Below are 19,878 nucleotides of genomic sequence, written 5' to 3' on the forward strand. Positions count from 1 at the left end.
TTCCCTAATTTTTAAATTACTTAATAAGAAATTTTTTCAATTTTATCATTGGAAATTGGCATCGTTATATAGCCTTAAAATGAAAAATTGTTTCTGAATAAGCAGCTTTATCTCTTTCTGTACGGTTTAATACAGGGCGTTTATGTTGATTAACAATTTGCATACCAGCAATTTCTGCAATTGTTGGGTATAAGTTATATTTGTCATTTGCTACTAAAAATACATCATAATTATTAGCTAAAAATCTTTTACAATTGTTTAATACATCAGCTATTGCTTGGGTATAATTTTGTTTTGCTTCTTGGCTTTGACCTTGTTGTAAAGAGCCTATTTCTAGTTTATCTCTACGTTCTATTTCAAATAGATCATAAGCATAAGCGTGTTGTTGATGATAATCTATTAAACCAACATATGGCGGGCTAGAAAAAATACCTTTGATTTTTTGATTACAAACTGAGTTGGCAAATTCTTTTGAAATTTGTTAAGTTCTGCCGCTATGTCAATTGTTCTACTGTCTCCAGAAAGACAAACTTGCCAGGTTTTAGTTCTTAATTTATCAAATTCTACTAATCTTTTAATAGTATCTTTACTATAGCTTTCCCACCATTTTATTATAGAAAAAAGAGGTTTACAGATTTTGCCATGTTTGGTGCAGTAATAAGTTGTTGTAACTGGTTCAATTAAAGTTGCTAAATCAGAATGTGTTGTTGCTCTACAACTGCGAATAGTGCGACTTAAAATAATGCGAATTATATTGTAGGTAGAAGAATTTTTTATTTTATTAATTTCAGATAAAACAACTTCTATTTCATCTCTAATATGTTTTGAATACCACTTGTCCAAAAATGTATCAGCTTTATTTTGGTGAAGTTGGATTTTATGCTCATCTAACAATTTATAGTAAATAGATAAGAACTCTTTTTCTTTTTCTATTCCATAACTTTTTTCATCGATTTCTTTGCGTTTTAGCTTATAGCGATAATCTGGAGTAGGAAAAAATTTACTATTAAACTCAAATAATTCTGCTAAAAGTTTTTGTTCAAACTCTACTACAGGTGAATTTTGTAAGAATATCTTTAGTTTATCAGTGATTTTTTTAATCTCGTTATGTATATCAACTAAATCATACTTGGTTAATTTAGCGGTTGCTATTTGTGCATTAAAGTCAGACACATCAACCCCAATAGAATGCATTCCTAGTTCACACGCTTGAACTAAAGTTGTACCGCTACCTGCAAATGGATCTAAAATAATATCGCCAGGCTTAAAATAAATGTTTTGCTTAAAACTGTCTGTGTGGCTATCCAAAAAATACTCTACTAGTTGTGGGATAAATTTTCCTTTGTAAGGGTGCAATCGATGAACATGTTTAGTTGTTTCAGATTCTTTATACTTATCAAATGATAAAGCCCAATTTAGATCATTACCTAACTGTTCTTTCCAGTTAACTTCTCTTTCTGTAGTAAAGTTATCATAGTAGTTAGTTAGTTCTGCTTTAGATACTTTGATTGTGCTATTTTCACTAAATTTAGTAATGAGTCCATACTGAATTAAGTAGGATATATTTGATGTTGTTACTTGTTTTTTTATATAGTTACTTGCCCATTCGCTAGCAGTTTTTATGTTTAATAAATCATTTTCTGGGGGTAAGGATTCTTCCATATTTGTTATTTAATTAATTTGAATAAAATAAAAGAAAGAATTTTGCCTATAGTATTCTTAATAGCATATAGAGTCAAGGTAGGCGTTAAATTTGAATACCAGTTAACAGAATTTGGTAAAAAATTTAGTAAAATTTTGGCTGATATTGACGAGCTAAACCATTTTATTGAGCAAAACTTAGGCTCTTAACCATTTTTCAGCTATTAAAAATTTGTGCTATGATACGTTTTTTCATAAAAAATGAAACTTAAACCAAGTAGTAAGGCATATTTAAAAGTGAGTGAGATAAATCAAAAAATACTTAATATTGCTTTTTATCGTTTTGTAGAACTATCAGATCTTGTAGATCTACGTAATTCTTTACGAGAATTAGGTCAAGAATTAAACCTTAAAGGGACTATTCTGCTTAGTAGCGAAGGGATAAATGGAAGTCTTGCAGGATTTGAGGAAAATATCAGAACTTTCCAACAATCAATCAAAAAATATCCTTTTGGTTCAAACCTAAATTATAAGGAAAGCTACTCAAACTTAGTTCCATATAAAAGATATTTGGTCAAATTAAAAAAAGAAATTATCCCAGCAGGTGATAATGATATAAAACCCGCAGTATTAACAGGCACTCATATAAGCCCTAGTGAATTAAAGCTATGGTTAGATGAAAATCGGGAGTTTGAATTTTTAGATACTAGAAATGAATTTGAAATTGAGTTTGGAACATTCAAAAAAGCTAAACAGTTGAATTTGAAACATTTCCGTGAGTTTTCAGAAAAACTAAAGTTACTGCCTGAAGAGTCTAAACTAAAGCCTATGGTAATGTTTTGTACAGGTGGAATTAGATGTGAAAAAGCCTCTGTAATTGCTATGAAATCAGGGTTTAAAGATGTTTATCAATTAGATGGTGGTATCTTAAAATACTTTGAAGAGTGCGGAGAAGCACACTATGAAGGGGAGTGCTTTGTTTTTGATGAAAGAATTAGTCTAGATAGTCATCTCCAAGCAAGATCTGAAAAGGCGGAAAACCTTAAAGACCTAGTACCAAACCCTAGGAAAGTTTATAAAAGTGAATAATTAGGAAATAGATTGTATGACTTTTGTATGGAATGAAAGCCATTTCTTTAAAAATTGGGCTAAACCCGGCCCTTGGGTTTCTCCTTTGGATAATCCTGATCTCCAACCAAATTCAGATGAAACTTTGGATGCTCTTTGTGGGCATTATAGAATCTTTCAGCTAAGTAAAGGTCATAGATATTCTACAGATGATTTGCTTACGGCATGGTATGGAACGGCATGGTGTCCTAGTGCTAGAAATGTCTTGGATCTTGGTAGTGGTACAGGTAGCGTGGGTATGAGTGTAGCTTGGAAGCTTCAAGGGGTTAGAGTAGTTGCTATTGAAGCACAAGAAATTAGCGTCCAGTTAGCACATAAATCAGTTAAATTTAATGGTTTAGAAAATCGTTATGAAATTCGTCATGGGGATCTTCGTGATCCTGCAATCCTTTCTAAAGATGAAAAATTTGATTTAATTTTAGGTAGCCCTCCTTATTTTCCAATGGATGCTGGTATTCATGGGGCGCATCCTCAAAAAATTGCTTGTAGATTTGAACTTCGTGGTTCCATCATTGATTATTGTAAAGTTGCTTCTGAGCATTTGGATTGGGGAGGTATGTTTGCTTGTATTTTTCCATTTCTTCCAGACCATCAAGCTAAACGTGTTATCAACGCAGCTAAAGAAGCAGGTCTTACAATTGTTCGTCAACGTCCAATTATATTTAAGGAAGGGGATTTGCCGCTACTTTCTGTTTTTGCAATGGTGCGCTCTGATCATTTACCAGAATCTTTTCGCAATCAAACTTGGCAAGAACCGCCTTTGATAATCCGAACCTTATCAGGCGACACTCACCCAGAATATAGTGCTGTTGCTCTTACAATGGGACTTCCACCTTGTTAATTTTTTCCACACACACCAACATAAAGAACTACATCGCTTGTAGGCAGATGTAGTTCTTTTGCTACGGCTTCTTCAAAAAATCCTCCTAGCGGAAGCGTAACTAAATTTTCTTGTGTAGAAAGTAAACAAAGATTTTGCATTAAATGGCCTGCTTCTAGTAAAAGAAAGCGGTAGCCTCGCTCACCATATTTTTTAGTGATTCTTGCCCCATCACCAACCAAGATCCAAAGCAGCGAACCGCCTTCAAAATGTACCATTGAAGGAATTAATTGTTTCCATCTATTGTAGTTAGCCCCTTTAGCTATTTGTGAAAGGTAATGTCCTTGACGATCATAATGATAAAGCCCGGAATCAATCCAGGATGTTTGAAAAATTGCTAAATAAAGCTCTAAAGATTGTAAATCGCCTGACGATGGAGTTGGCCCGCGAGAATTTTGGCCCGTAATGCCATGACTAAAAAAAAGTAGTCGACTAAGTGTTTTACAAGACAACATTTCTGTTTGAAACTTTCTAGCAGAACGACGAGACAAAAGAGTTTTTTCTAAATTTGACCAGAGTTTTGGCTTTACTTTTTCTAACTTCCATTGAGGATAGCCCGGATAAGTGCGTGAAGAGTGAATAGCACCTTCTTGTTCTACCTGAATTATTCCTTGAAAAAAATCAGGAAGTTTTGTTTGGTCAAGTTCATATCGATAGAAAAATTTTCTTTTTGAGTCCATAAATTTTAATTAACCAAGCATTTAAGCAAAAGGATGAGGAAGTATTTTTGACCAATCTTCTAAGCTTCTTGACTTCCATAACTTGCCGCCAAGATGCGGCCAATTATGATTGCCGTGTAAGGGCTGTAGCCCCGGAACGGCTACTTTTAACACTTGCCAGTTGGCAGTTTGATCAATATTTGTTGGTGTCATATTGCGAAATAATATTGGGTGCTTGACTCCAAGTTTTTCTGACAAAATATTAAGATTTTCTTGATCAAATATTGGCAAATTATTTATTTTTTTTGCCCTTTGTAAAACGGTTGAAGATAGCTTTTCTGGATAAATGCTATAGTAAACCGCGTGTTCGGAAAAGTCTGTTGGAATAATAGGTTTAGCTTTACCTTGAATGATTTCATCTTTCAAATACCTAACAAAGCCCCTGCCTTGAATAGCTTCTAAAATCGACTTTAGCCAACTCTCTTTTATAGTCTCACGACAGGCTGCACCTGCACTAAAACAGTAACCTTCTAGGTCTAAACCTTCAACACTTACAATTGTGACATTTGAGCTATAAGGCGAATCAATTCGGTAGAATTTATATGTAAGGTTAGGTCTGATAACCCTGCGTTTAATTTCTTGGTCAAGGAGTGAAAAAACAAAATTAGCTGGATATTCTTCTAGCGGGTAACTTTCCCACCAAGCCCCAATGATAGCGTCACGCTCGATTACTTCTTGAACTCCGCGTAGCAACACAGGATGACCTAAGCGGCCAGCAGAAAGACCTGTTGAAATAGAAGCACATAAGCTTTGGTGATTATCTGTTGTGCAACTTAACTCTGAACGAGGAAAAAGATAAGCAAGCTCTTCAGGTATCCAATAGGGAAGTCCACTAGCAAAGCTACGAAAACACACCCAATTACAAATTGTGTTGTTATCAAATTTAGTAAAAGGAAAATCTTTTTGGCTGTATTGCTCATCGTGAAATAAGACCCATTCATCAGGTTTTACAAGCATTTCATCTAAAGACCAAGAATTAATGCTTGCTTTAATAAATTGGTCTTGGGGCAAGGGGCTAGCTTGAAATCTTTCAATAGCTTCTCCAATACAAGCCATTCTTGCTGCTTCTTTTGTCCAAGCAGCACCACCAACATTTAAGCTTTTATTATTAAATCCAGAAGATGAAAGAGTTGCACCCCACATAAAAACTTCTGGGTCATAAGCTCTTGGAGCAATTTCACCAAAGCTAGTAAAAAGTCCTGTAAAACGGCTTTCTGTCCATAAATCAAGCTTTTTCATGGTTAAACACCTTGGCGGCACCCTGGACAATCAGGAGCTATAAAAACTTGATGAGAAGATATTTCTAAAGAACTTATTTCTAAAACATGAAGTCGATAAATGCTAGCGGGTAATTCGGTTTCTTGTAGAAACGAGAGTTTCCATAAAACCAATTGTTCTAGCATCTTAACGCCATAGTCAGGAAAATTTACAGCTTTAATAGATTTTGGAGCTTGTTCTATTAATTCTTGATAAATTTCTGGTGTTGGAGAAAGTTGCTTAAATTGGCTAATAAGACAAGCTAGACAAGCTCCAATATTAGGAAAAAATATTGGACTAACAAAACCTCTTGTCATTGCTCCATAACTTACCCATAAAAATAAAGAATTTTCCATCAATCTTTGTTGGTTAAAAGTTAATATTTGCTGGTAATCAAGACGATCTTGGCAAAGAATTTTTATTATATTTTTACTGTCTTTATTAAAATCTTTTTCCGCTAAATTTTGTAATAGCTCAAAGACTTTTCCACTACCAAAAATTTCTAGTTTGTAATTTTCTTTTGTAGCTATTTTTAATACAACATTTTCAATTAAAACACGCTCACCATAAAGCCTTTCTAAAATAGCTAAGGCTTGTTCTTTTAAGGGTTCGTCAAAGTTTTCTAATATTTCTTTAGTTAATTTGTTGCCATCAATTTTTGCAAGTAGAGAGGGAAGCCAGGAATCTAAATTTGCACCTGTTAAAGTGTAGCGATAATCTTCACCTGCAACTAATTTAACAATGTTTTGCTTGCTAATAATGGTAAAAGGAAAAGCAAACTTAAAAGATTTTTGTAAAATATCTTTCATTGCTTATTTAGTAGTTTTTAGTCTATTTTCTACAGCTTTAATTACAGGTTTTAGCTGGCTTAAAAATACATTATTTGTAACAAACTGTGGAAAAGGTGAAATTTGGGACTCTAGCGAATAGACCACCAAAGTTTTATCTGCTGAAATAGGCGTAATTGCCCAGCTACCACGATTAATTTTTACTACATCGCCTGGTTTATCCCAAGATGCAACATATTTTTCAGGGGTTTCTGAGTGGGTTATATCAACATCCATCGGCCAAGTGCCAATAATAGAAGTTACTTCGCCAGCCATATGAAAAATATTATTTTCTTTTTTCTCTACTTTACTTATCTTAATTGACCAAAATTTCCCGCCAAAAATTTCTGCAAAATGCTCATAGTCTGTCACTACTTGCCAAACGTCTTTAGCTGGATAATTTAGCACAGCATAACAATGGATTTCTTTTTGGCCCGTAGGAGTTAAAAAAAGCTGGGTGACAATGCCTTGTTCAACCGAAGTAGGGATTTTTGGAGTCGAACTAGCCCAACTACCTCTAATGGCAAAAGTAAAGAGCAAAATAGTAGAAATTATTGTTGCTGCTATCAGTAATTTGATAGCGATTGACTTTTTAGGTGGTATTTCTGTTTGATTTTCTTGATTTTCTGTAGACATTTTTTATTTATTTTTAGAAAACTCCTATTGCAATTGCACCTGTAATCATAACCATTATGCCAAGAATTATACCTATAAAACTACCACCAGCAATTTTTAGCAATGCCTTAAATGCTATATTGCGATCAGGAACAGCAAGCAAAGCTAAAAGTGAGATAAAAAATGTAGCTATTTGCATTATAGGTAACACTACGCCGAAATAAGCAATAGCTGTTAGTGCAATGTTAGAAGCAACAAGAAATGTTATAGGAAAGGATATTGCACTAAGAATGCCTAAAGTTACCCAATAGGCCATAGTTACTTTTTTAACAGATTCTTTGGCAATTTGAACATCATTTATTGCCTGGTTTTGTTGATTATAGTTATATTTAGGATATTGTCCGGCTATAAATTTTTGGTTAGAAATAGAATTAGACGCAGCTTTAGTAGCAATCGCAGCCCCAATAATTCCTCCTGCTGTATGAACACAACAGCAACAGCAACAACAACTTGTACAGCCCATACACATTGCAACAGCAGGACGGCTTTTACGCTCTGCTGGCAGCATTTCAAAATTGATAGTATTAGTGTTGTTTGTTGAAGAGTTGGTTTTAAAGAGTTTTAATTTATTTAACATAAGTTTTTCTATTAATGGGACAATTTTCCAAAGTCTAACACAGTATTATTTTTCTTTACAACGACTTAGATTAAATAAAATTAAATAAAGGTTGTAAAAAAGAAATAAGCAATTTTTCTAGTAATTTGAAAAATTGCTTATAGATGAGTAAAGAAAAACTAGTTAAATACAGCGTAAACTAAATATTCTATTATTTTAATCTTAAGCCCCAGCGGGGTGACAGATATGTAACGTAGGGTTTCAACTCTACGTATTATTCAGATTTTTTGTTGCTACGAGTTGCTTTCCAATTGCTAAAACGTCGCCAGGCTAAAGCAAAACCTGTGTAAACAAGCACACACGCGCCTAAAGATGCAATAAAGGCAATGATTTGTCCTGGTAGTCCTGCTGCTTCACCTGTATGTAACGAACGCACCCATGAACGAAGTTGACGACCTCGGTTAAGTTGCTCATAAGGTTCCCATTTAGTTATTTCTGCTGTAGTTGGATTAAGTGTTAATTGGGAACGAGAAAAAGGATTTAATGATTTTCCTTCATCAATAAAAAAAGAGACAGGCTGATTGGGATTTGTTGGAAGCCTAAGACTAATCATCTTCCAGGTAGGAGCAGTTTTTTCTGCCTGCGCCCAAAGTTGATTAAGGTTAGCAGGAATTTCTATTTTTGTTTCTCTATTTTGACCACTTTGAGCTTGGTTTGGTGGGCTAGGTGGGCGTTTAGGGGCCTCAGTACCTGTAATTGTGTAAATAAGATTATTTGCCCATTGGTAGGAAAAAACCATTCCTGTAGCAGTAATAATAACTAATATAGATAAAGACCAAAAGCCTATAACATTGTGCCAATTAAAATCACGCGCACGACCTTTTAAGTTTGATCTAAAAGTAGTTATTGGGCGTAAATGCTGACGGGTCAGCTTTTTAGGCCACCAGATATAAATACCTGTTATAGCTAAAAATAAAAATGCTGCATTACAAAATCCTGTAACAGCTTGACCAATAGCGCGATTTTCTCCATGCGTTGCAAGCCAGCGATGAAGATCTGTTGTCACATGAAAAAAAGCACGAGTTTTCTTTGAACCTTCGCCCAAAATATCGCCTGTGTAGGGATTTACATATAATATTCCTTCACGGCCTAAAGCAATGGTGCTAGCTAAGTCTTTGTCAGAATATGCGGTTACTCCAGTAGGCTTAAGTTTAGGGTTAGCCGCTTGTACTTTAGTAAATATTTCTTGTGGGCCTAGACGAGGAGTTTCTTGAGGCTGTACTATACGCATTTCTTTTTCAGCAAATTTAGTGATTTGTGATTCAAAAGCTAGTAAAACCCCAGTTATAGACATAATAAAAATTACTATTCCACCAACTAAACCAGCTATTAAGTGCAACCAAAAGATAAATTTACGAAATTTTTGCATATAACGATAAATCCTTTATTAAACAAATAATTACATAAAAGTAATTTATAAAATTAAACCTCTGCCCAGCGTCTTAATAAATTATGGTAAACGCCTGTAAGTTGTATAGCTGATGGATGATCTGGCAAATCTTTATTTAATTTTTGAATAGCTGTATCTAAATCAAAAAGTAGTGTTCGTTCTCCATCATCACGAACCATGCTTTGAATCCAAAAGAATGATGCAATACGTGAGCCTTCTGTAACTGGTCGGACGTGGTGGAGGCTGGTTGCTGGATACAAAATTAAATGTCCAGCAGGTAATTTAATTTGTTGGACTCCATAAGTATCTTCTATTACAAGCTCTCCGCCTTGATATTCATTTGGTTCACTAAAAAAAAGTGTAGCGGAAAGATCTGTGCGAATGTAATAAGCAGTATTTGGTACTTGGCGGATAGCATTATCAACGTGTGTTCCAAATGATTGGCCGCCTTGATAGCGGTTAAATAAAGGCGGAAAAACCTTAGCAGGTAATGCCGCCGAAATAAACAAAGCGTTTTTTTGTAACGAGGAAATAATTATTTGGCCTAGTTTTTGTGCTATTGGATGATCTTCTGGAATTTGTAAATTATTTTTAGCTTTTGCAGATTGATGGCCTGCTGTGATGCGGCCATCAACCCATTTAGCTTTGTCTAGCATTTGCCGAGCCTGTTTAACTTGCTCGGTGTTTAATACTTCTGGAATTGAGAGTAACACTAGCTAAATCTCCAACTATCGTAATTTGAAATTAAGTCCAACTTTAACCGAACGTCCTGCACCAGGCACTAAATGTGCTGGGTGAGGTTGATCAATGTAAAACTTGTTACTTAAATTGTAAACGTTGACTTGTATTTCAGCATGTTCATTAATTCTACGTTTAACAAACATATCTGCTACAGTGTAGCTATCTACTTTTCTAATGCGTCCTGTAATTGGGTCAGTTGGAGCAGTTGAGCTTGCATTACGGCTATCAACAAATCTTATGCTAACACCGGTATTTAAGCGGAAAGGTAAGTCATAGGTAGTGTTAATACTAGCTGTATTTTTTGGAACATTAGCTAATTGATTACCAACTGTGTCAGGGAAAAATCTGGAAGCAGAAACTTCACTATCCAAGAAAGCATAACTAGTATTGATTTGTAGTTTATCGGTTATTCTTCCATTGGTTTCAAACTCAAAACCATCAATTCTTTGCGCACCTGCTAGAACAGTTAACAAAGGATTTCTAGGATCTGTTTCACGAGCATTAGTTTTTTCTACTCTAAATGCAGCAGCACGAACAGAGAATCTTTTTGCTAGTAAATCCCATTTTGTGCCAACTTCAAAAGTTCTATTTTCTTCTGGTTTAATATTTGTAGTATTAGCATTAAGTGCAAACGCTTCAGCAGAAGGATTAAAAGATGTGCTATAGCTAAAATAAAGACTGCCAATTTCCATTGGTTTGATAACTAACGCACCACGATAAGTAGCAACTTCATCTAAACGGTTAAATTTACCTCGGTTTGGAGGAGTGCCAAGAAATTGCTCAAAATTTACATCAAAGCGGTCAAAGCGAACACCACCTACTAATTCAACTCTTTCTGCTAATTTTACTGTACCTAAGAAATAAGTAGCAAAGGTGGTGCTGGTAGTGCGAGTATTGGAAGTTGCTGTTGATATACCAGAAAAAGGCTCATTAGTATTTGGATTTAATAAACTTGCTGTAGGAACACCAGTAAAAGTAAGGCGTAAAACTTTAGAAGTTTCACGAGAACCTTCTAAGCCTGCAACTATAGTGTATTTGATAAAGCCTGTTTGAAATTTCGTAGTTACATCAAATTGATTTTGTAAAAAGACTCTTCCGCATCTATAGAAACTTGATTTCGATTTACCCTAATTTGATCAAGAGGTGTTGTTAAAGTAACGGTTCCTGTATTGCGTGGAGCGGTAATTAAGCCTTCACGAGTATATTTTGTATAACGTAGCTGGTTACGAATACCAAAATTATCATTAAATTGTTCTTCATATTTAATAGAGCCAATATCAACATTAGTTCTTAAGAAATTAGCATTTCTAAAACCATAGTAATTGCTTCTATCAACTGGTGCAGGGCGGTCAAATAAATAAAGAATTCCATAATCAGGAATATCATTAGCAGATTGATGGAAATAGTTAAGATTTATTTGTCTCTTTGTTCCAATACCAAAAGCTAAGGATGGAGCAAAACCATAACGGCGGTTTTCTGCAATGTCGCGTTCTGCAACTTGGGAATAATGTCCCATCAAATTAAGTCTAAAAGCTGTGTTTTTACCTAATTTAGCAACGGGTTCATTTATATCTAAAGTTACTCGCTTTGTTTCATCACTACCAAATTCTACTGTGCCATCAACAAAAGATCTTAATTGTGGGATTTTATAAGATTGGTTAACTGCACCACCTGTAGAACCACGTCCAACGGTTACAGATGAAGGGCCTTTTAATACTTCAACTTGTTCAACATTAAACGAATCACGGAAATAATTACCAAAATCACGCATTCCATCGATAAATAGGTCATTACGTGCGCCAAAACCACGAATTGTTAAATTATCGCCTTGGTTTCCACCTTCACCAGCCGCTAAACTTACACCTGCAACATTGCGTAGTGCATCACGCAGAGTTGTAACACCTTGATCTTGTAAGGTTTGCTTAGAAACAATATTAATAGTTTGTGGAGTATCTCTTAGAGGTTCAGTAAATTTTGGGGAAGTTAATATCTGGACATTATCAGTAACTTCTATTACATCGGAAGTCGCTGTAAGTTCAATAGATATTACTCCTGTACCAAGAGTTTTATAAGTAACATTTGTTCCTTTTAAGATTTGTTTTAATGCTTCTTCAGGTGAAAAACTTCCAGTAACGCCAGGTGAAGCAATATCTTTAATAGCATTATTTGAAATTAATATTTGTTGGCCTGTAGTTTTTTCAAAATCAGCTAATGCTGTCCCAACTGTGCTAGCAGGAATATTAAAGTTGTAATTTTTATTTTCTTGAGTTTGAGCGGCTAAAGTGGACAAATCCCAAGCATAAACAGGCTTAAAGGTGTTATCAAATGTTGGAAATATTAGCAATGTTCCTAGAGTACCAAGAGCTAATAAAGTTTTTGATTTTTTAGATTGCCTAGCTTGAAAAATCTTCTTTTTCATTGATTTACTTTCTCCTTAAAAAACGCCAAAAATTAGCAGATTTTGCTAATGGCAAGGTTATTATTTAAATAAAATGATTGAATGAAATAAACATTAAGAATAATGGTTGAATTAATCATATAAATTTAAGAAATAATAGTATTAACTAAATAATAAAGTAGTTAATTAGAAAGACAGAATAGCCTTAAAATAAATTTAAGAAGTTAAACTATTTAGCCCTTTTGTTATGAATAGATTGTTTGGTAATGAATAAGAAGTGTGGTAGGATAGGCCCCAGCACACCTCTTATTTGTTTGTGACCCACACAATACAAAGTTTGTGCAAAAGAACCTTTGATGTTGCCGCATCAAAGGTTCTAGTTACAAGCCGAACACGATTTTGAAAGTCTTTTTCAAAATCTTTACAAGATTAATATAACAGCTTTTTCTATGTCAATAAGTTTCTCCAATTTTTTTTAGCCAAGGATAAAAAATTAGAAAGAGGAATTTAGGAGAAATGTTTTTATTTACTAGCCAACACTTCTGTTTATAGAATCGTCTAACGAGTTGCACAACAGCTAATTTAACAAAAATTAGTATATAACTCATTGTAAATCAATAAATTATAAAGCTGTGTTAAAACACTTCTTTTTATAAGGAGAAATTAATGCTTTGCCAATCTAGCCTAAAAATCAAAAGCTTTTGTCTTGTGTTGATGCTTATTTTTTCTTTTTTACCTCTTAATATTTCAGCACAACAACAGCGTCCAAAGTTATCGCGTAATTCTGCTAATGAACGTTCTGAGTTTCGATTTAAGGTAAGTGTTTTGGTTAGTCGTAATAAAGATAGTTATTTATATAGTTATACTTTAGAACAACTTGATAATGGACGATTAAACTATAAATCAATAGAGAGGTTTAGATTAATTTTTCCTTGTGGTGAAAAAGCTTATAAGTCAATAGAAAATTTAGAGTCTGATGGATGGCAAGTTTCAGAATCAAGCGATTTTTATGATAGCAAAATAGGCAAAGGCAAGTTATCAGGGCTAGAATTTAGCCCTACTTACCCAATTATTCCTAATGGCGATGCTACAGCTATAGGGGATAAAAGTTTTGGATTTTCTTTTACTAGTAAATGCGCCCCTACTCGTGGACAATGGAAAGCCTTTGGTGAAGGCAAAGAAGACCTTGGTGAAATAGATGTTCCTTGTGGGTGTAATGAAAGTTTATCTAGTAATAATTCTAGTATTGGTGATCGTGGTCAAAGTAAATCTAATCCACCAAAAACTTTGCCAATTCCACAATCTCAAACAAGTAATTCTAATGATTCACAAGACGAAGTTAATAAAACAAGTAATAAATCCATAGATGATAAAATTACTGTTACTAGAAAAGAAATTATTATCTCTCCAGACACAATTCTAAAGCTAAGAATGAAGTCAGAGCTTAGTTCTGCTACGGCTAAAATAGGTGATAAATTTGAGGCCGAATTATTTGAAGATGTTAAAGCTAATCAATTATCGGTTTTACCTGCGGGATGTACAGTAATAGGACGAGTAATTTCTGTTGAACCAGCCAAAAAAGGAAATAAATCTGGAACTATTGGAATAAATTTTGAACGACTAGTTTTACCTTCTAAACGTGCAATAAGTGTTGTTGGAGAATTAACTAGCTTAAATAAAGACGAAAGTAAGATTGATAGCGAAGGCCATGTAGAAGGCTCTTCTGGCAAACGCACAGCCGTTTTTATTGGTGGAGGTGCTGCCGGAGGTGCTGCAATTGGCGCTATTGCTGGGGGTGGTAAGGGTGCTGGAATTGGTGCTGCAATTGGTGTAGGAGCAGGAGTGCTAGGAGTGCTACTTACTAAGGGTCAAGAAGCAATAGTAAAACCAGGTACAGAATTTGGACTGCTCTTAACACAACCCTTACGTATTGCTAATGCAAATTTAGCTGAGCAGCCTAAGTTTAGTGAAACTCAGCAAGATAAAATATTTACAGACTCTAACACTATATATCAAGCCCAAGTAAAACTAAAGGAATTAGGTTACTTAAACTCAATCCCTAGAAGCCGCATTAGTCCATCTGTAAAACGGGCTATTATCAGCTATCAAAATGATAACAATTTACGTCCAACAGGACTAATTGATTACCCTACAGCATTAAGCTTGGGTATTATAGATAACGAATAATTGACTAAGTGAATAATATAGTAATAGTTTTTTCTTTTTGCTTTGGTTGCGCTGAAAATAGTAGTTAGTTATAATGAGAATTTATTTTACTTGCTTGCCTGTTACCTACTAACAAACATCCTAAATTAAAGTAAGTAGAGCTAATATTTTTCATTGTTTTTGAAAGGGAGTTTTTAAAAAACTTATGGTTAAGCGTTTTTTTGCGGTTATATTAATGGTCTTTACATTAACTGTAATGACTTATGCCCAAGGTTCAGCAGTAAAAAGCACTGCTCAAGGCAATAGTAATTTGCCTACAGGTAAAGTTGCTATACTAGATTCCCGTGCTTTTGGCGAAGGAATTACAGAAATGAAAAAGCAACTAGACAAACTAGAAGGTGAATTTCAACCGCGTCTAAAAGAATTAGAAGGTTTGCAACAACAATTAGTCACCTTAGATGATGATGTAAGAAAAGAAAAAGATCCAACTGCTGGTAGGCAAAAGGCTGATAAATTACAATCATTGAAAAAAGAATTTGAACGCAAGAGAGAAGATTTTCAACAAGATTATCAAAAACGCTCACAAATTGCTTTAGGGCCTTTACAAGAAAAGGTGCTAAAATTTTTGGAAAGCTATGCTGCTACTCGAGACATTGTAGTAGTTTTTGATCTTGCTCCTGCTGCACAAGCTGGATTAGTATTCTTAAATCCAGGGACAAATATCACAGAAGATTTTATTAAAGAATATAACAAGCAAGTCTCTAGCGGCGCACCTCCTCAACCTCCACAATAATGTTGAGTAAGTTTATAAATGTAGAATTTGTATAACCTAAAAATTTATCATTTTGGTAAGTAGGTTTAGGTAAAAAATATAGTTTATTTTATGAGGTAGTATGATTAAAAAATTATTATTAATAGTTGTAATTTTACTTATTAGTTCAGTAAGTAGTTTTGCTCAAGGATCAGCAGTAAAATCAACTGCACAAAATAAAGCTGGTGGTGGCACTGGCTCAATAGCTCCTTTATCAGAAGGCAAAGTTGCTGTGATAGATTCACGTGCATTTGCTGAAGGAATTGGGGAAATGAAAAAGCAAATAGATAAATTAGAAGCTGAATTCCAACCACGTCGCCAAAAAATAGAAGGTTTGCAAAGCCAAATGGTTAAGTTAGAGGAAGAAATAAAAGCTGCTGGTGGAAATATAAAGCCAGAAGTTTTTAGCCAAAAACAAGACCAATTTAATGGCTTAAAAAAAGAATTTGAACGCGAAAAAGAAGATTATCAACAAGATGTAGAAAAACGCTCACAATTAGTATTAGGGCCTATTCAAGAAAAATTAAGTAAGTTTTTAGAGTCCTATGCTAGTCAACGTCAAATTGTTGTAATTTTTGATTTACCTGCTGCTGCACAAGGTGGGCTAGTATTTCTTAATCCCGCAATAAATGTTACAGAAGATTTTATTAAGGAATATAATAAGTTAAACCCTGTTGCAGGCGCACCACCTGAACCGGCACAAAAATAAAAGCTGCTTAACTTTTAAGCCACAGATAAAACTGTGGCTTAAAAATTTTACACTAGAAAAAAATCTTATGGAAATAATCTTAGACTCAACCCAAATACAACAAATTTTACCTCATCGCTATCCTTTTTTATTAATTGATCGAGTAATAGAATTTGATCCTGGAAAAAGTATTACAGCAATAAAAAATGTCACCTTCAATGAGCCTTTTTTTCAAGGGCATTTTCCTGACGCGCCTGTTATGCCCGGTGTATTAATAATTGAAGCAATGGCTCAAGCTGGAGGACTTGTACTACTTGGAACAATAGATGAACCTCAAACAAAAATAATGCTTTTTACTGGAATTGATAAAGCAAAGTTTCGCCGCCCAGTTGTACCAGGTGATACACTTAAGCTTAAAATGACGCTACTAAAGCTAAGAAGCCGTCTTTGTCGGCTCTGGGGCGAAGCTTATGTAGATGATAAGTTAGTAGCAGAAGCAGAAGTTAGCTCAATTATTGTTGATCGTAACTCTTTAGAATCAAAAAACCTTTGGATATTAATAAAATAACTAAAAAAAGCTAATTGTTTGGAGGCTTTACAAAAGTGGCAATACATCCTAGTGCGATTATTAGCCCTCAAGCAGAATTAGCCGAAACTGTTAAAGTAGGCCCTTATGCAATTATTGGTGATGGCGTAATTCTACATGACAATGTAGAAATTGGCGCACATGCTTGTGTAGAAGGGCCAACAGAAATTGGACAAGACAGTAAGCTTTTTCCTTATGCTTGTTTAGGGCAAATTCCTCAAGACTTAAAATATAAAGGTGAGGAAACAAAACTAATTGTTGGTAAAAGAAATGTTTTTCGTGAGTTTGTTACTGTTCATCGTGGCACGGTTGGCGGTGGTGGGCTAACAAAAGTTGGAGATGATAACTTTTTTATGGCTCAGTCCCATATTGCTCATGATTGTGTAGTTGGCAGTAATGTAATCTTTGCTAATGGTGCTTCTTTAGCTGGACATGTTGAAGTAGCTGACAATGTTACAATTGGAGCCTATAGCGGAATACATCAATTTTGCCGTATTGGTGAACATGCCTTTATAGGTGCTTATTCTGTAGTAGTAAAAGATGCTCTACCTTATGCTCGTTCTGTTGGAAATCATGCTAAATGCTATGGGCCAAATACTATTGGATTAAAACGTAGAGGTTTTTCTAGTGAATTACTTGGACAAATAGGACATGCTTTTAAGTTACTCCTTACATCTAAGTTAAACACTACACAGGCTTTAGAGCGAATTAAAACAGAATTAGAAGGCATTGCAGAAATAGATTATTTAATTAAATTTATAGAGTCTTCCCAACGAGGCGTAATTAAATAAATATCTAGGTGCTAATCGCTAACATTCAGGTTAAAATAAAAAAAATTTTGCTAATTTTGACTGGGAGGACAAATGTCTCAAACTTTTGAGAGTTCTTTAACAGAATTAGAAAAAATTGTTGCTGAAATGGAAACAGGCGATCTTCCCTTACAACGTGCCTTAGAACTATTTGAACGAGGCATAAACTTGTCGCGCTATTGTCAGCAGCAATTAGATGAAGCAGAACGAAGAGTTGAACTACTAGTCAAAGGGCAAGATGGCAGCATTTTAAGTAAACCTTTTTCTAACGAGAATGATTAGCCTACGACTAACCGTAACACACATGTCTGGCTTAAAACAGGATGAACGCGAGGCATTTACCGCGTTACCCTTAACTATTGGTCGCGCACCTGGTTCACAAATTCGTTTAGCTGCTAATGATACTCGGGCTTCTACTCGACATGCAGAAATTCTACTAGAAGGTAGAAGCGTAATCTTAAAAGACTTAAAATCTACTAATGGCACTTATATTAGTGGTAGACGAATTGACCAGGTTAAGTTAGCTAATGGGGATGTAGTAGAATTTGGTGTTGGCGGGCCTAAACTCAAGTTTGATTTTATTGTCCAAGAAACACCTGATCTAGTTAATCAAGCTACACCTTTAAGCATTGCTGCTAGTTTACAAAACCCCAAGCCTTCACTAGTAAAATCTGCTTCTAATCCTAGAGTTGTTCCTTTGGCATTGGTGCCAAATAATGACATAGCAGTTGCTTCAGTAGATAAACCCACTCCAGTTTCTAACTCTCCAGTAATAAATACTCCAGTATCAACCTCTAGTATGCTTATAGAAGAAAGGGAATTTCCTTTTCGTAATCGCTTTAAGTATGTACTTTTTAGCATAGGCTTTTTGCTACTAGTCTTAGCGGTGGCGTTATTTATTAAGCAAATCTTGATTTGGACAGTACCTTGCGCTCTAATAGGGTTGTTTTTAATTATGATGGGATTGAGTTTTTCCCGCATTAACATTACTGCTAATAGTAGAGGGATTCATTATCAAGGAATTTTACGTTCTACTATGATTAGTTGGGATGAAGTAGTAGAGTTAAAAGCTTTTCGTAGCCGCACCCGTCTGCTAACAGACCTTGTTTATGTAGTGCAAGGTCGCAATAATAGCATAGTTTTTTCCATTGAAGACTACCAAGATGGGCTAGAATTAGCTAATCTAATTGCTCGGCGTAGTCGGTTGGTCTGGTAAAATATATAAAAATTTGAGGATTCAATGACATTAGCAGAGTATTTGCAAGATCGTGGTCAAGAAGTTGATCGCTGGTTAGATAAACTATTACCTACAGAAAACACTCGACCTACAGAAATACATCAAGCAATGCGCTATAGTATGTTTGCAGGTGGTAAACGCCTACGTCCTATTTTAGTTATTGCTTCAGGGGAAGCTTTTCAAGTTGCACCAGAGCTACTTTATCCTATTGCTAGTGCTTTAGAAATGATTCATACCTACTCATTAATTCATGATGATTTACCAGCGATGGATAATGATGATCTTCGCCGAGGTCGTCCAACTTGTCATAAAGTTTATGGTGAAGCTATGGCAATCTTGGCTGGGGATGCTCTGCTTACACGTGCTTTTGAAGTGGTAGCAAAACTAGTTGTTCCACCAGAAAAACAACTTAATAAAATTGAAGTAATTACGGAAATTGCTAGTGCTGCTGGAACTATTAATGCACTAATTGGGGGACAGGTTGTAGACATTATTTCTGAAGGAAAACCAGTAACAGCAGAAACCTTAGATTATATTCATAGTGCTAAAACAGGAGCATTAATTACTGCATCCGTGCGAGTTGGTGCAATTATGGGTGGTGCAAACCCTGATGAACTTGAGCTAATAACTAATTATGGTAAAACTGCTGGGTTAGCTTTTCAGATTACGGATGATTTATTAGATGTATTGGCAACTAGTGAACAGTTAGGTAAAACTGCTGGAAAAGATGCTAATGTGCAAAAAGCAACTTATGTTGCTTTACATGGAATTGAAGCATCTCGTAAAAGGGCAAAGGAACTAGCGGAATCTGCTATTGCTTCAGTTAAAGCTTTATCAAGACCTGGTTGGGCGTTGGAGGAAATTGCCAGATTTTTTATTGAACGTGCTAGCTAAATTAGTTAACCTAAGCAAAATATTAATCATAACCTAAGCAAAACTTAAGATTTAGCCTTATTTTCTAGTGCTTTAACACGTTTGTTAGTGTTAGAAAGACCCTTAGTTAAGCCTTCACAAACAAAAGAAAGTCTTTCATTAATAGCTATTAAATGTGAGATAGCTTCCCTTGTTTCATCAAAACCTTCTCTCATATCCTGTCGAATTGTATACATTTCAGTTTGCATTCTGTGCATATCAGCTTGCATTCTATTAATATCTTGTTGCGCGATTTGTTGGCGGGCATCAAATTTAGCTTGTTGCTCTAAAAGAAATTCCATTGCTCTTTGGATTTTGTCGTCTGACATTTTAATATTCCTAGTGTGGCATAGATTTTGCTTATAACATAGCTTTCACTCCATATAGATGTCAAGAA

The 19,878-nt window shown here is 34.9% G+C and carries 20 protein-coding genes and 1 pseudogene; 10 read left to right on the top strand and 11 right to left on the bottom strand.

Annotated elements, in window-relative coordinates; all coding sequences use genetic code 11:
- Positions 1–64: 64 nt before the first annotated feature.
- A pseudogene (locus tag IPK14_19200) lies at positions 65–1,662 on the bottom strand (site-specific DNA-methyltransferase).
- A gap of 240 nt (positions 1,663–1,902) precedes the next feature.
- Here IPK14_19200 and IPK14_19205 point away from each other — a divergent pair.
- Together IPK14_19205 and IPK14_19210 are read left to right on the top strand one after the other, a co-directional pair.
- Positions 1,903–2,730, top strand: a complete 828-nt coding sequence (locus IPK14_19205) for a sulfurtransferase (GenBank protein ID MBK7995424.1) — start codon at positions 1,903–1,905, stop codon at positions 2,728–2,730.
- A gap of 16 nt (positions 2,731–2,746) precedes the next feature.
- On the top strand, positions 2,747–3,610 hold the full coding sequence (locus tag IPK14_19210) for a methyltransferase (GenBank protein MBK7995425.1): 864 nt from the start codon (positions 2,747–2,749) through the stop codon (positions 3,608–3,610).
- On the opposite strand, the gene IPK14_19215 is transcribed toward IPK14_19210, so the two are convergent.
- The 9 genes from IPK14_19215 to IPK14_19255 all read right to left on the bottom strand — a co-directional run bounded on the left by IPK14_19215 (position 3,607) and on the right by IPK14_19255 (position 12,293).
- Positions 3,607–4,329: a SagB/ThcOx family dehydrogenase gene (locus IPK14_19215; protein ID MBK7995426.1), complete on the bottom strand. Its 723-nt coding sequence runs from the start codon at positions 4,327–4,329 to the stop codon at positions 3,607–3,609. The genes IPK14_19210 and IPK14_19215 overlap by 4 nt on opposite strands.
- A 21-nt stretch (positions 4,330–4,350) precedes the next feature.
- A complete protein-coding gene (locus IPK14_19220) occupies positions 4,351–5,607 on the bottom strand; it encodes a YcaO-like family protein (protein ID MBK7995427.1) in 1,257 nt (418 codons plus the stop codon).
- Between the two features lie 2 nt (positions 5,608–5,609).
- Positions 5,610–6,434, bottom strand: a complete 825-nt coding sequence (locus tag IPK14_19225; protein ID MBK7995428.1) for a hypothetical protein — start codon at positions 6,432–6,434, stop codon at positions 5,610–5,612.
- A 3-nt stretch (positions 6,435–6,437) separates the two neighbouring features.
- Positions 6,438–7,088 carry an SRPBCC family protein gene (locus IPK14_19230; protein ID MBK7995429.1) on the bottom strand — a complete coding sequence of 217 codons (651 nt, stop codon included), beginning with the start codon at positions 7,086–7,088 and terminating at the stop codon, positions 6,438–6,440.
- 13 nt (positions 7,089–7,101) lie between these two features.
- Positions 7,102–7,704 (bottom strand): hypothetical protein, encoded by a 603-nt coding sequence (locus tag IPK14_19235; GenBank protein ID MBK7995430.1) that lies wholly within the window; start codon positions 7,702–7,704, stop codon positions 7,102–7,104.
- Positions 7,705–7,957: 253 nt separating this feature from the next.
- Positions 7,958–9,112: a PepSY domain-containing protein gene (locus IPK14_19240; protein MBK7995431.1), complete on the bottom strand. Its 1,155-nt coding sequence runs from the start codon at positions 9,110–9,112 to the stop codon at positions 7,958–7,960.
- 53 nt (positions 9,113–9,165) lie between these two features.
- The gene (locus IPK14_19245; protein ID MBK7995432.1) at positions 9,166–9,846 is read right to left on the bottom strand and encodes a Fe2+-dependent dioxygenase; all 681 of its coding nucleotides are present in this window, start codon (positions 9,844–9,846) and stop codon (positions 9,166–9,168) included.
- Between the two features lie 15 nt (positions 9,847–9,861).
- Positions 9,862–10,914 (bottom strand): TonB-dependent receptor, encoded by a 1,053-nt coding sequence (locus tag IPK14_19250; protein ID MBK7995433.1) that lies wholly within the window; start codon positions 10,912–10,914, stop codon positions 9,862–9,864.
- Positions 10,915–10,937: 23 nt separating this feature from the next.
- Positions 10,938–12,293, bottom strand: a complete 1,356-nt coding sequence (locus tag IPK14_19255) for a TonB-dependent receptor plug domain-containing protein (GenBank protein MBK7995434.1) — start codon at positions 12,291–12,293, stop codon at positions 10,938–10,940.
- A gap of 645 nt (positions 12,294–12,938) precedes the next feature.
- Between IPK14_19255 and IPK14_19260 the strand changes: the two genes are divergently transcribed.
- The 8 genes from IPK14_19260 (at position 12,939) to IPK14_19295 (ending at position 19,463) form a co-directional block, all read left to right on the top strand.
- Entirely contained in the window at positions 12,939–14,459 is a 1,521-nt protein-coding gene (locus IPK14_19260) for a peptidoglycan-binding protein (GenBank protein MBK7995435.1), read from the top strand.
- Positions 14,460–14,643: 184 nt separating this feature from the next.
- Positions 14,644–15,231, top strand: coding sequence for an OmpH family outer membrane protein (locus IPK14_19265; protein ID MBK7995436.1), 588 nt, complete (start codon positions 14,644–14,646; stop codon positions 15,229–15,231).
- A gap of 100 nt (positions 15,232–15,331) precedes the next feature.
- Positions 15,332–15,958 carry an OmpH family outer membrane protein gene (locus IPK14_19270; GenBank protein ID MBK7995437.1) on the top strand — a complete coding sequence of 209 codons (627 nt, stop codon included), beginning with the start codon at positions 15,332–15,334 and terminating at the stop codon, positions 15,956–15,958.
- Positions 15,959–16,025: 67 nt separating this feature from the next.
- Complete coding sequence (fabZ, locus tag IPK14_19275; GenBank protein ID MBK7995438.1) at positions 16,026–16,505, top strand: 3-hydroxyacyl-ACP dehydratase FabZ; 480 nt, start codon at positions 16,026–16,028, stop codon at positions 16,503–16,505.
- Positions 16,506–16,540: 35 nt separating this feature from the next.
- Positions 16,541–17,314 (top strand): acyl-ACP--UDP-N-acetylglucosamine O-acyltransferase, encoded by a 774-nt coding sequence (gene lpxA, locus IPK14_19280; GenBank protein ID MBK7995439.1) that lies wholly within the window; start codon positions 16,541–16,543, stop codon positions 17,312–17,314.
- A 72-nt stretch (positions 17,315–17,386) separates the two neighbouring features.
- Complete coding sequence (gene xseB, locus IPK14_19285; GenBank protein MBK7995440.1) at positions 17,387–17,614, top strand: exodeoxyribonuclease VII small subunit; 228 nt, start codon at positions 17,387–17,389, stop codon at positions 17,612–17,614.
- A gap of 22 nt (positions 17,615–17,636) precedes the next feature.
- Positions 17,637–18,548 carry an FHA domain-containing protein gene (locus IPK14_19290; protein MBK7995441.1) on the top strand — a complete coding sequence of 304 codons (912 nt, stop codon included), beginning with the start codon at positions 17,637–17,639 and terminating at the stop codon, positions 18,546–18,548.
- Positions 18,549–18,572: 24 nt separating this feature from the next.
- On the top strand, positions 18,573–19,463 hold the full coding sequence (locus IPK14_19295) for a polyprenyl synthetase family protein (protein ID MBK7995442.1): 891 nt from the start codon (positions 18,573–18,575) through the stop codon (positions 19,461–19,463).
- Between the two features lie 44 nt (positions 19,464–19,507).
- Here IPK14_19295 and IPK14_19300 read toward each other — a convergent pair whose 3' ends face one another.
- The gene (locus IPK14_19300; GenBank protein ID MBK7995443.1) at positions 19,508–19,810 is read right to left on the bottom strand and encodes a hypothetical protein; all 303 of its coding nucleotides are present in this window, start codon (positions 19,808–19,810) and stop codon (positions 19,508–19,510) included.
- Between the last annotated feature and the right edge of the window lie 68 nt (positions 19,811–19,878).

The organism is Blastocatellia bacterium, assembly GCA_016713405.1.
GTDB lineage: Bacteria > Acidobacteriota > Blastocatellia > Chloracidobacteriales > JADJPF01 > JADJPF01.

Coding starts and splice junctions, on each gene's coding strand:
- IPK14_19300 (MBK7995443.1), bottom strand. CDS start 19,810: ATGTCAGACGACAAAATCCAAAGAGCAATGGAATTTCTTTTAGAGCAA.
- IPK14_19295 (MBK7995442.1), top strand. CDS start 18,573: ATGACATTAGCAGAGTATTTGCAAGATCGTGGTCAAGAAGTTGATCGC.
- IPK14_19230 (MBK7995429.1), bottom strand. CDS start 7,088: ATGTCTACAGAAAATCAAGAAAATCAAACAGAAATACCACCTAAAAAG.
- fabZ (MBK7995438.1), top strand. CDS start 16,026: ATGGAAATAATCTTAGACTCAACCCAAATACAACAAATTTTACCTCAT.
- IPK14_19260 (MBK7995435.1), top strand. CDS start 12,939: ATGCTTTGCCAATCTAGCCTAAAAATCAAAAGCTTTTGTCTTGTGTTG.
- IPK14_19220 (MBK7995427.1), bottom strand. CDS start 5,607: ATGAAAAAGCTTGATTTATGGACAGAAAGCCGTTTTACAGGACTTTTT.
- IPK14_19270 (MBK7995437.1), top strand. CDS start 15,332: ATGATTAAAAAATTATTATTAATAGTTGTAATTTTACTTATTAGTTCA.
- IPK14_19255 (MBK7995434.1), bottom strand. CDS start 12,293: ATGAAAAAGAAGATTTTTCAAGCTAGGCAATCTAAAAAATCAAAAACT.
- IPK14_19235 (MBK7995430.1), bottom strand. CDS start 7,704: ATGTTAAATAAATTAAAACTCTTTAAAACCAACTCTTCAACAAACAAC.
- IPK14_19225 (MBK7995428.1), bottom strand. CDS start 6,434: ATGAAAGATATTTTACAAAAATCTTTTAAGTTTGCTTTTCCTTTTACC.
- IPK14_19240 (MBK7995431.1), bottom strand. CDS start 9,112: ATGCAAAAATTTCGTAAATTTATCTTTTGGTTGCACTTAATAGCTGGT.
- xseB (MBK7995440.1), top strand. CDS start 17,387: ATGTCTCAAACTTTTGAGAGTTCTTTAACAGAATTAGAAAAAATTGTT.
- IPK14_19210 (MBK7995425.1), top strand. CDS start 2,747: ATGACTTTTGTATGGAATGAAAGCCATTTCTTTAAAAATTGGGCTAAA.
- IPK14_19290 (MBK7995441.1), top strand. CDS start 17,637: ATGTCTGGCTTAAAACAGGATGAACGCGAGGCATTTACCGCGTTACCC.
- IPK14_19265 (MBK7995436.1), top strand. CDS start 14,644: ATGGTTAAGCGTTTTTTTGCGGTTATATTAATGGTCTTTACATTAACT.
- IPK14_19205 (MBK7995424.1), top strand. CDS start 1,903: ATGAAACTTAAACCAAGTAGTAAGGCATATTTAAAAGTGAGTGAGATA.
- IPK14_19215 (MBK7995426.1), bottom strand. CDS start 4,329: ATGGACTCAAAAAGAAAATTTTTCTATCGATATGAACTTGACCAAACA.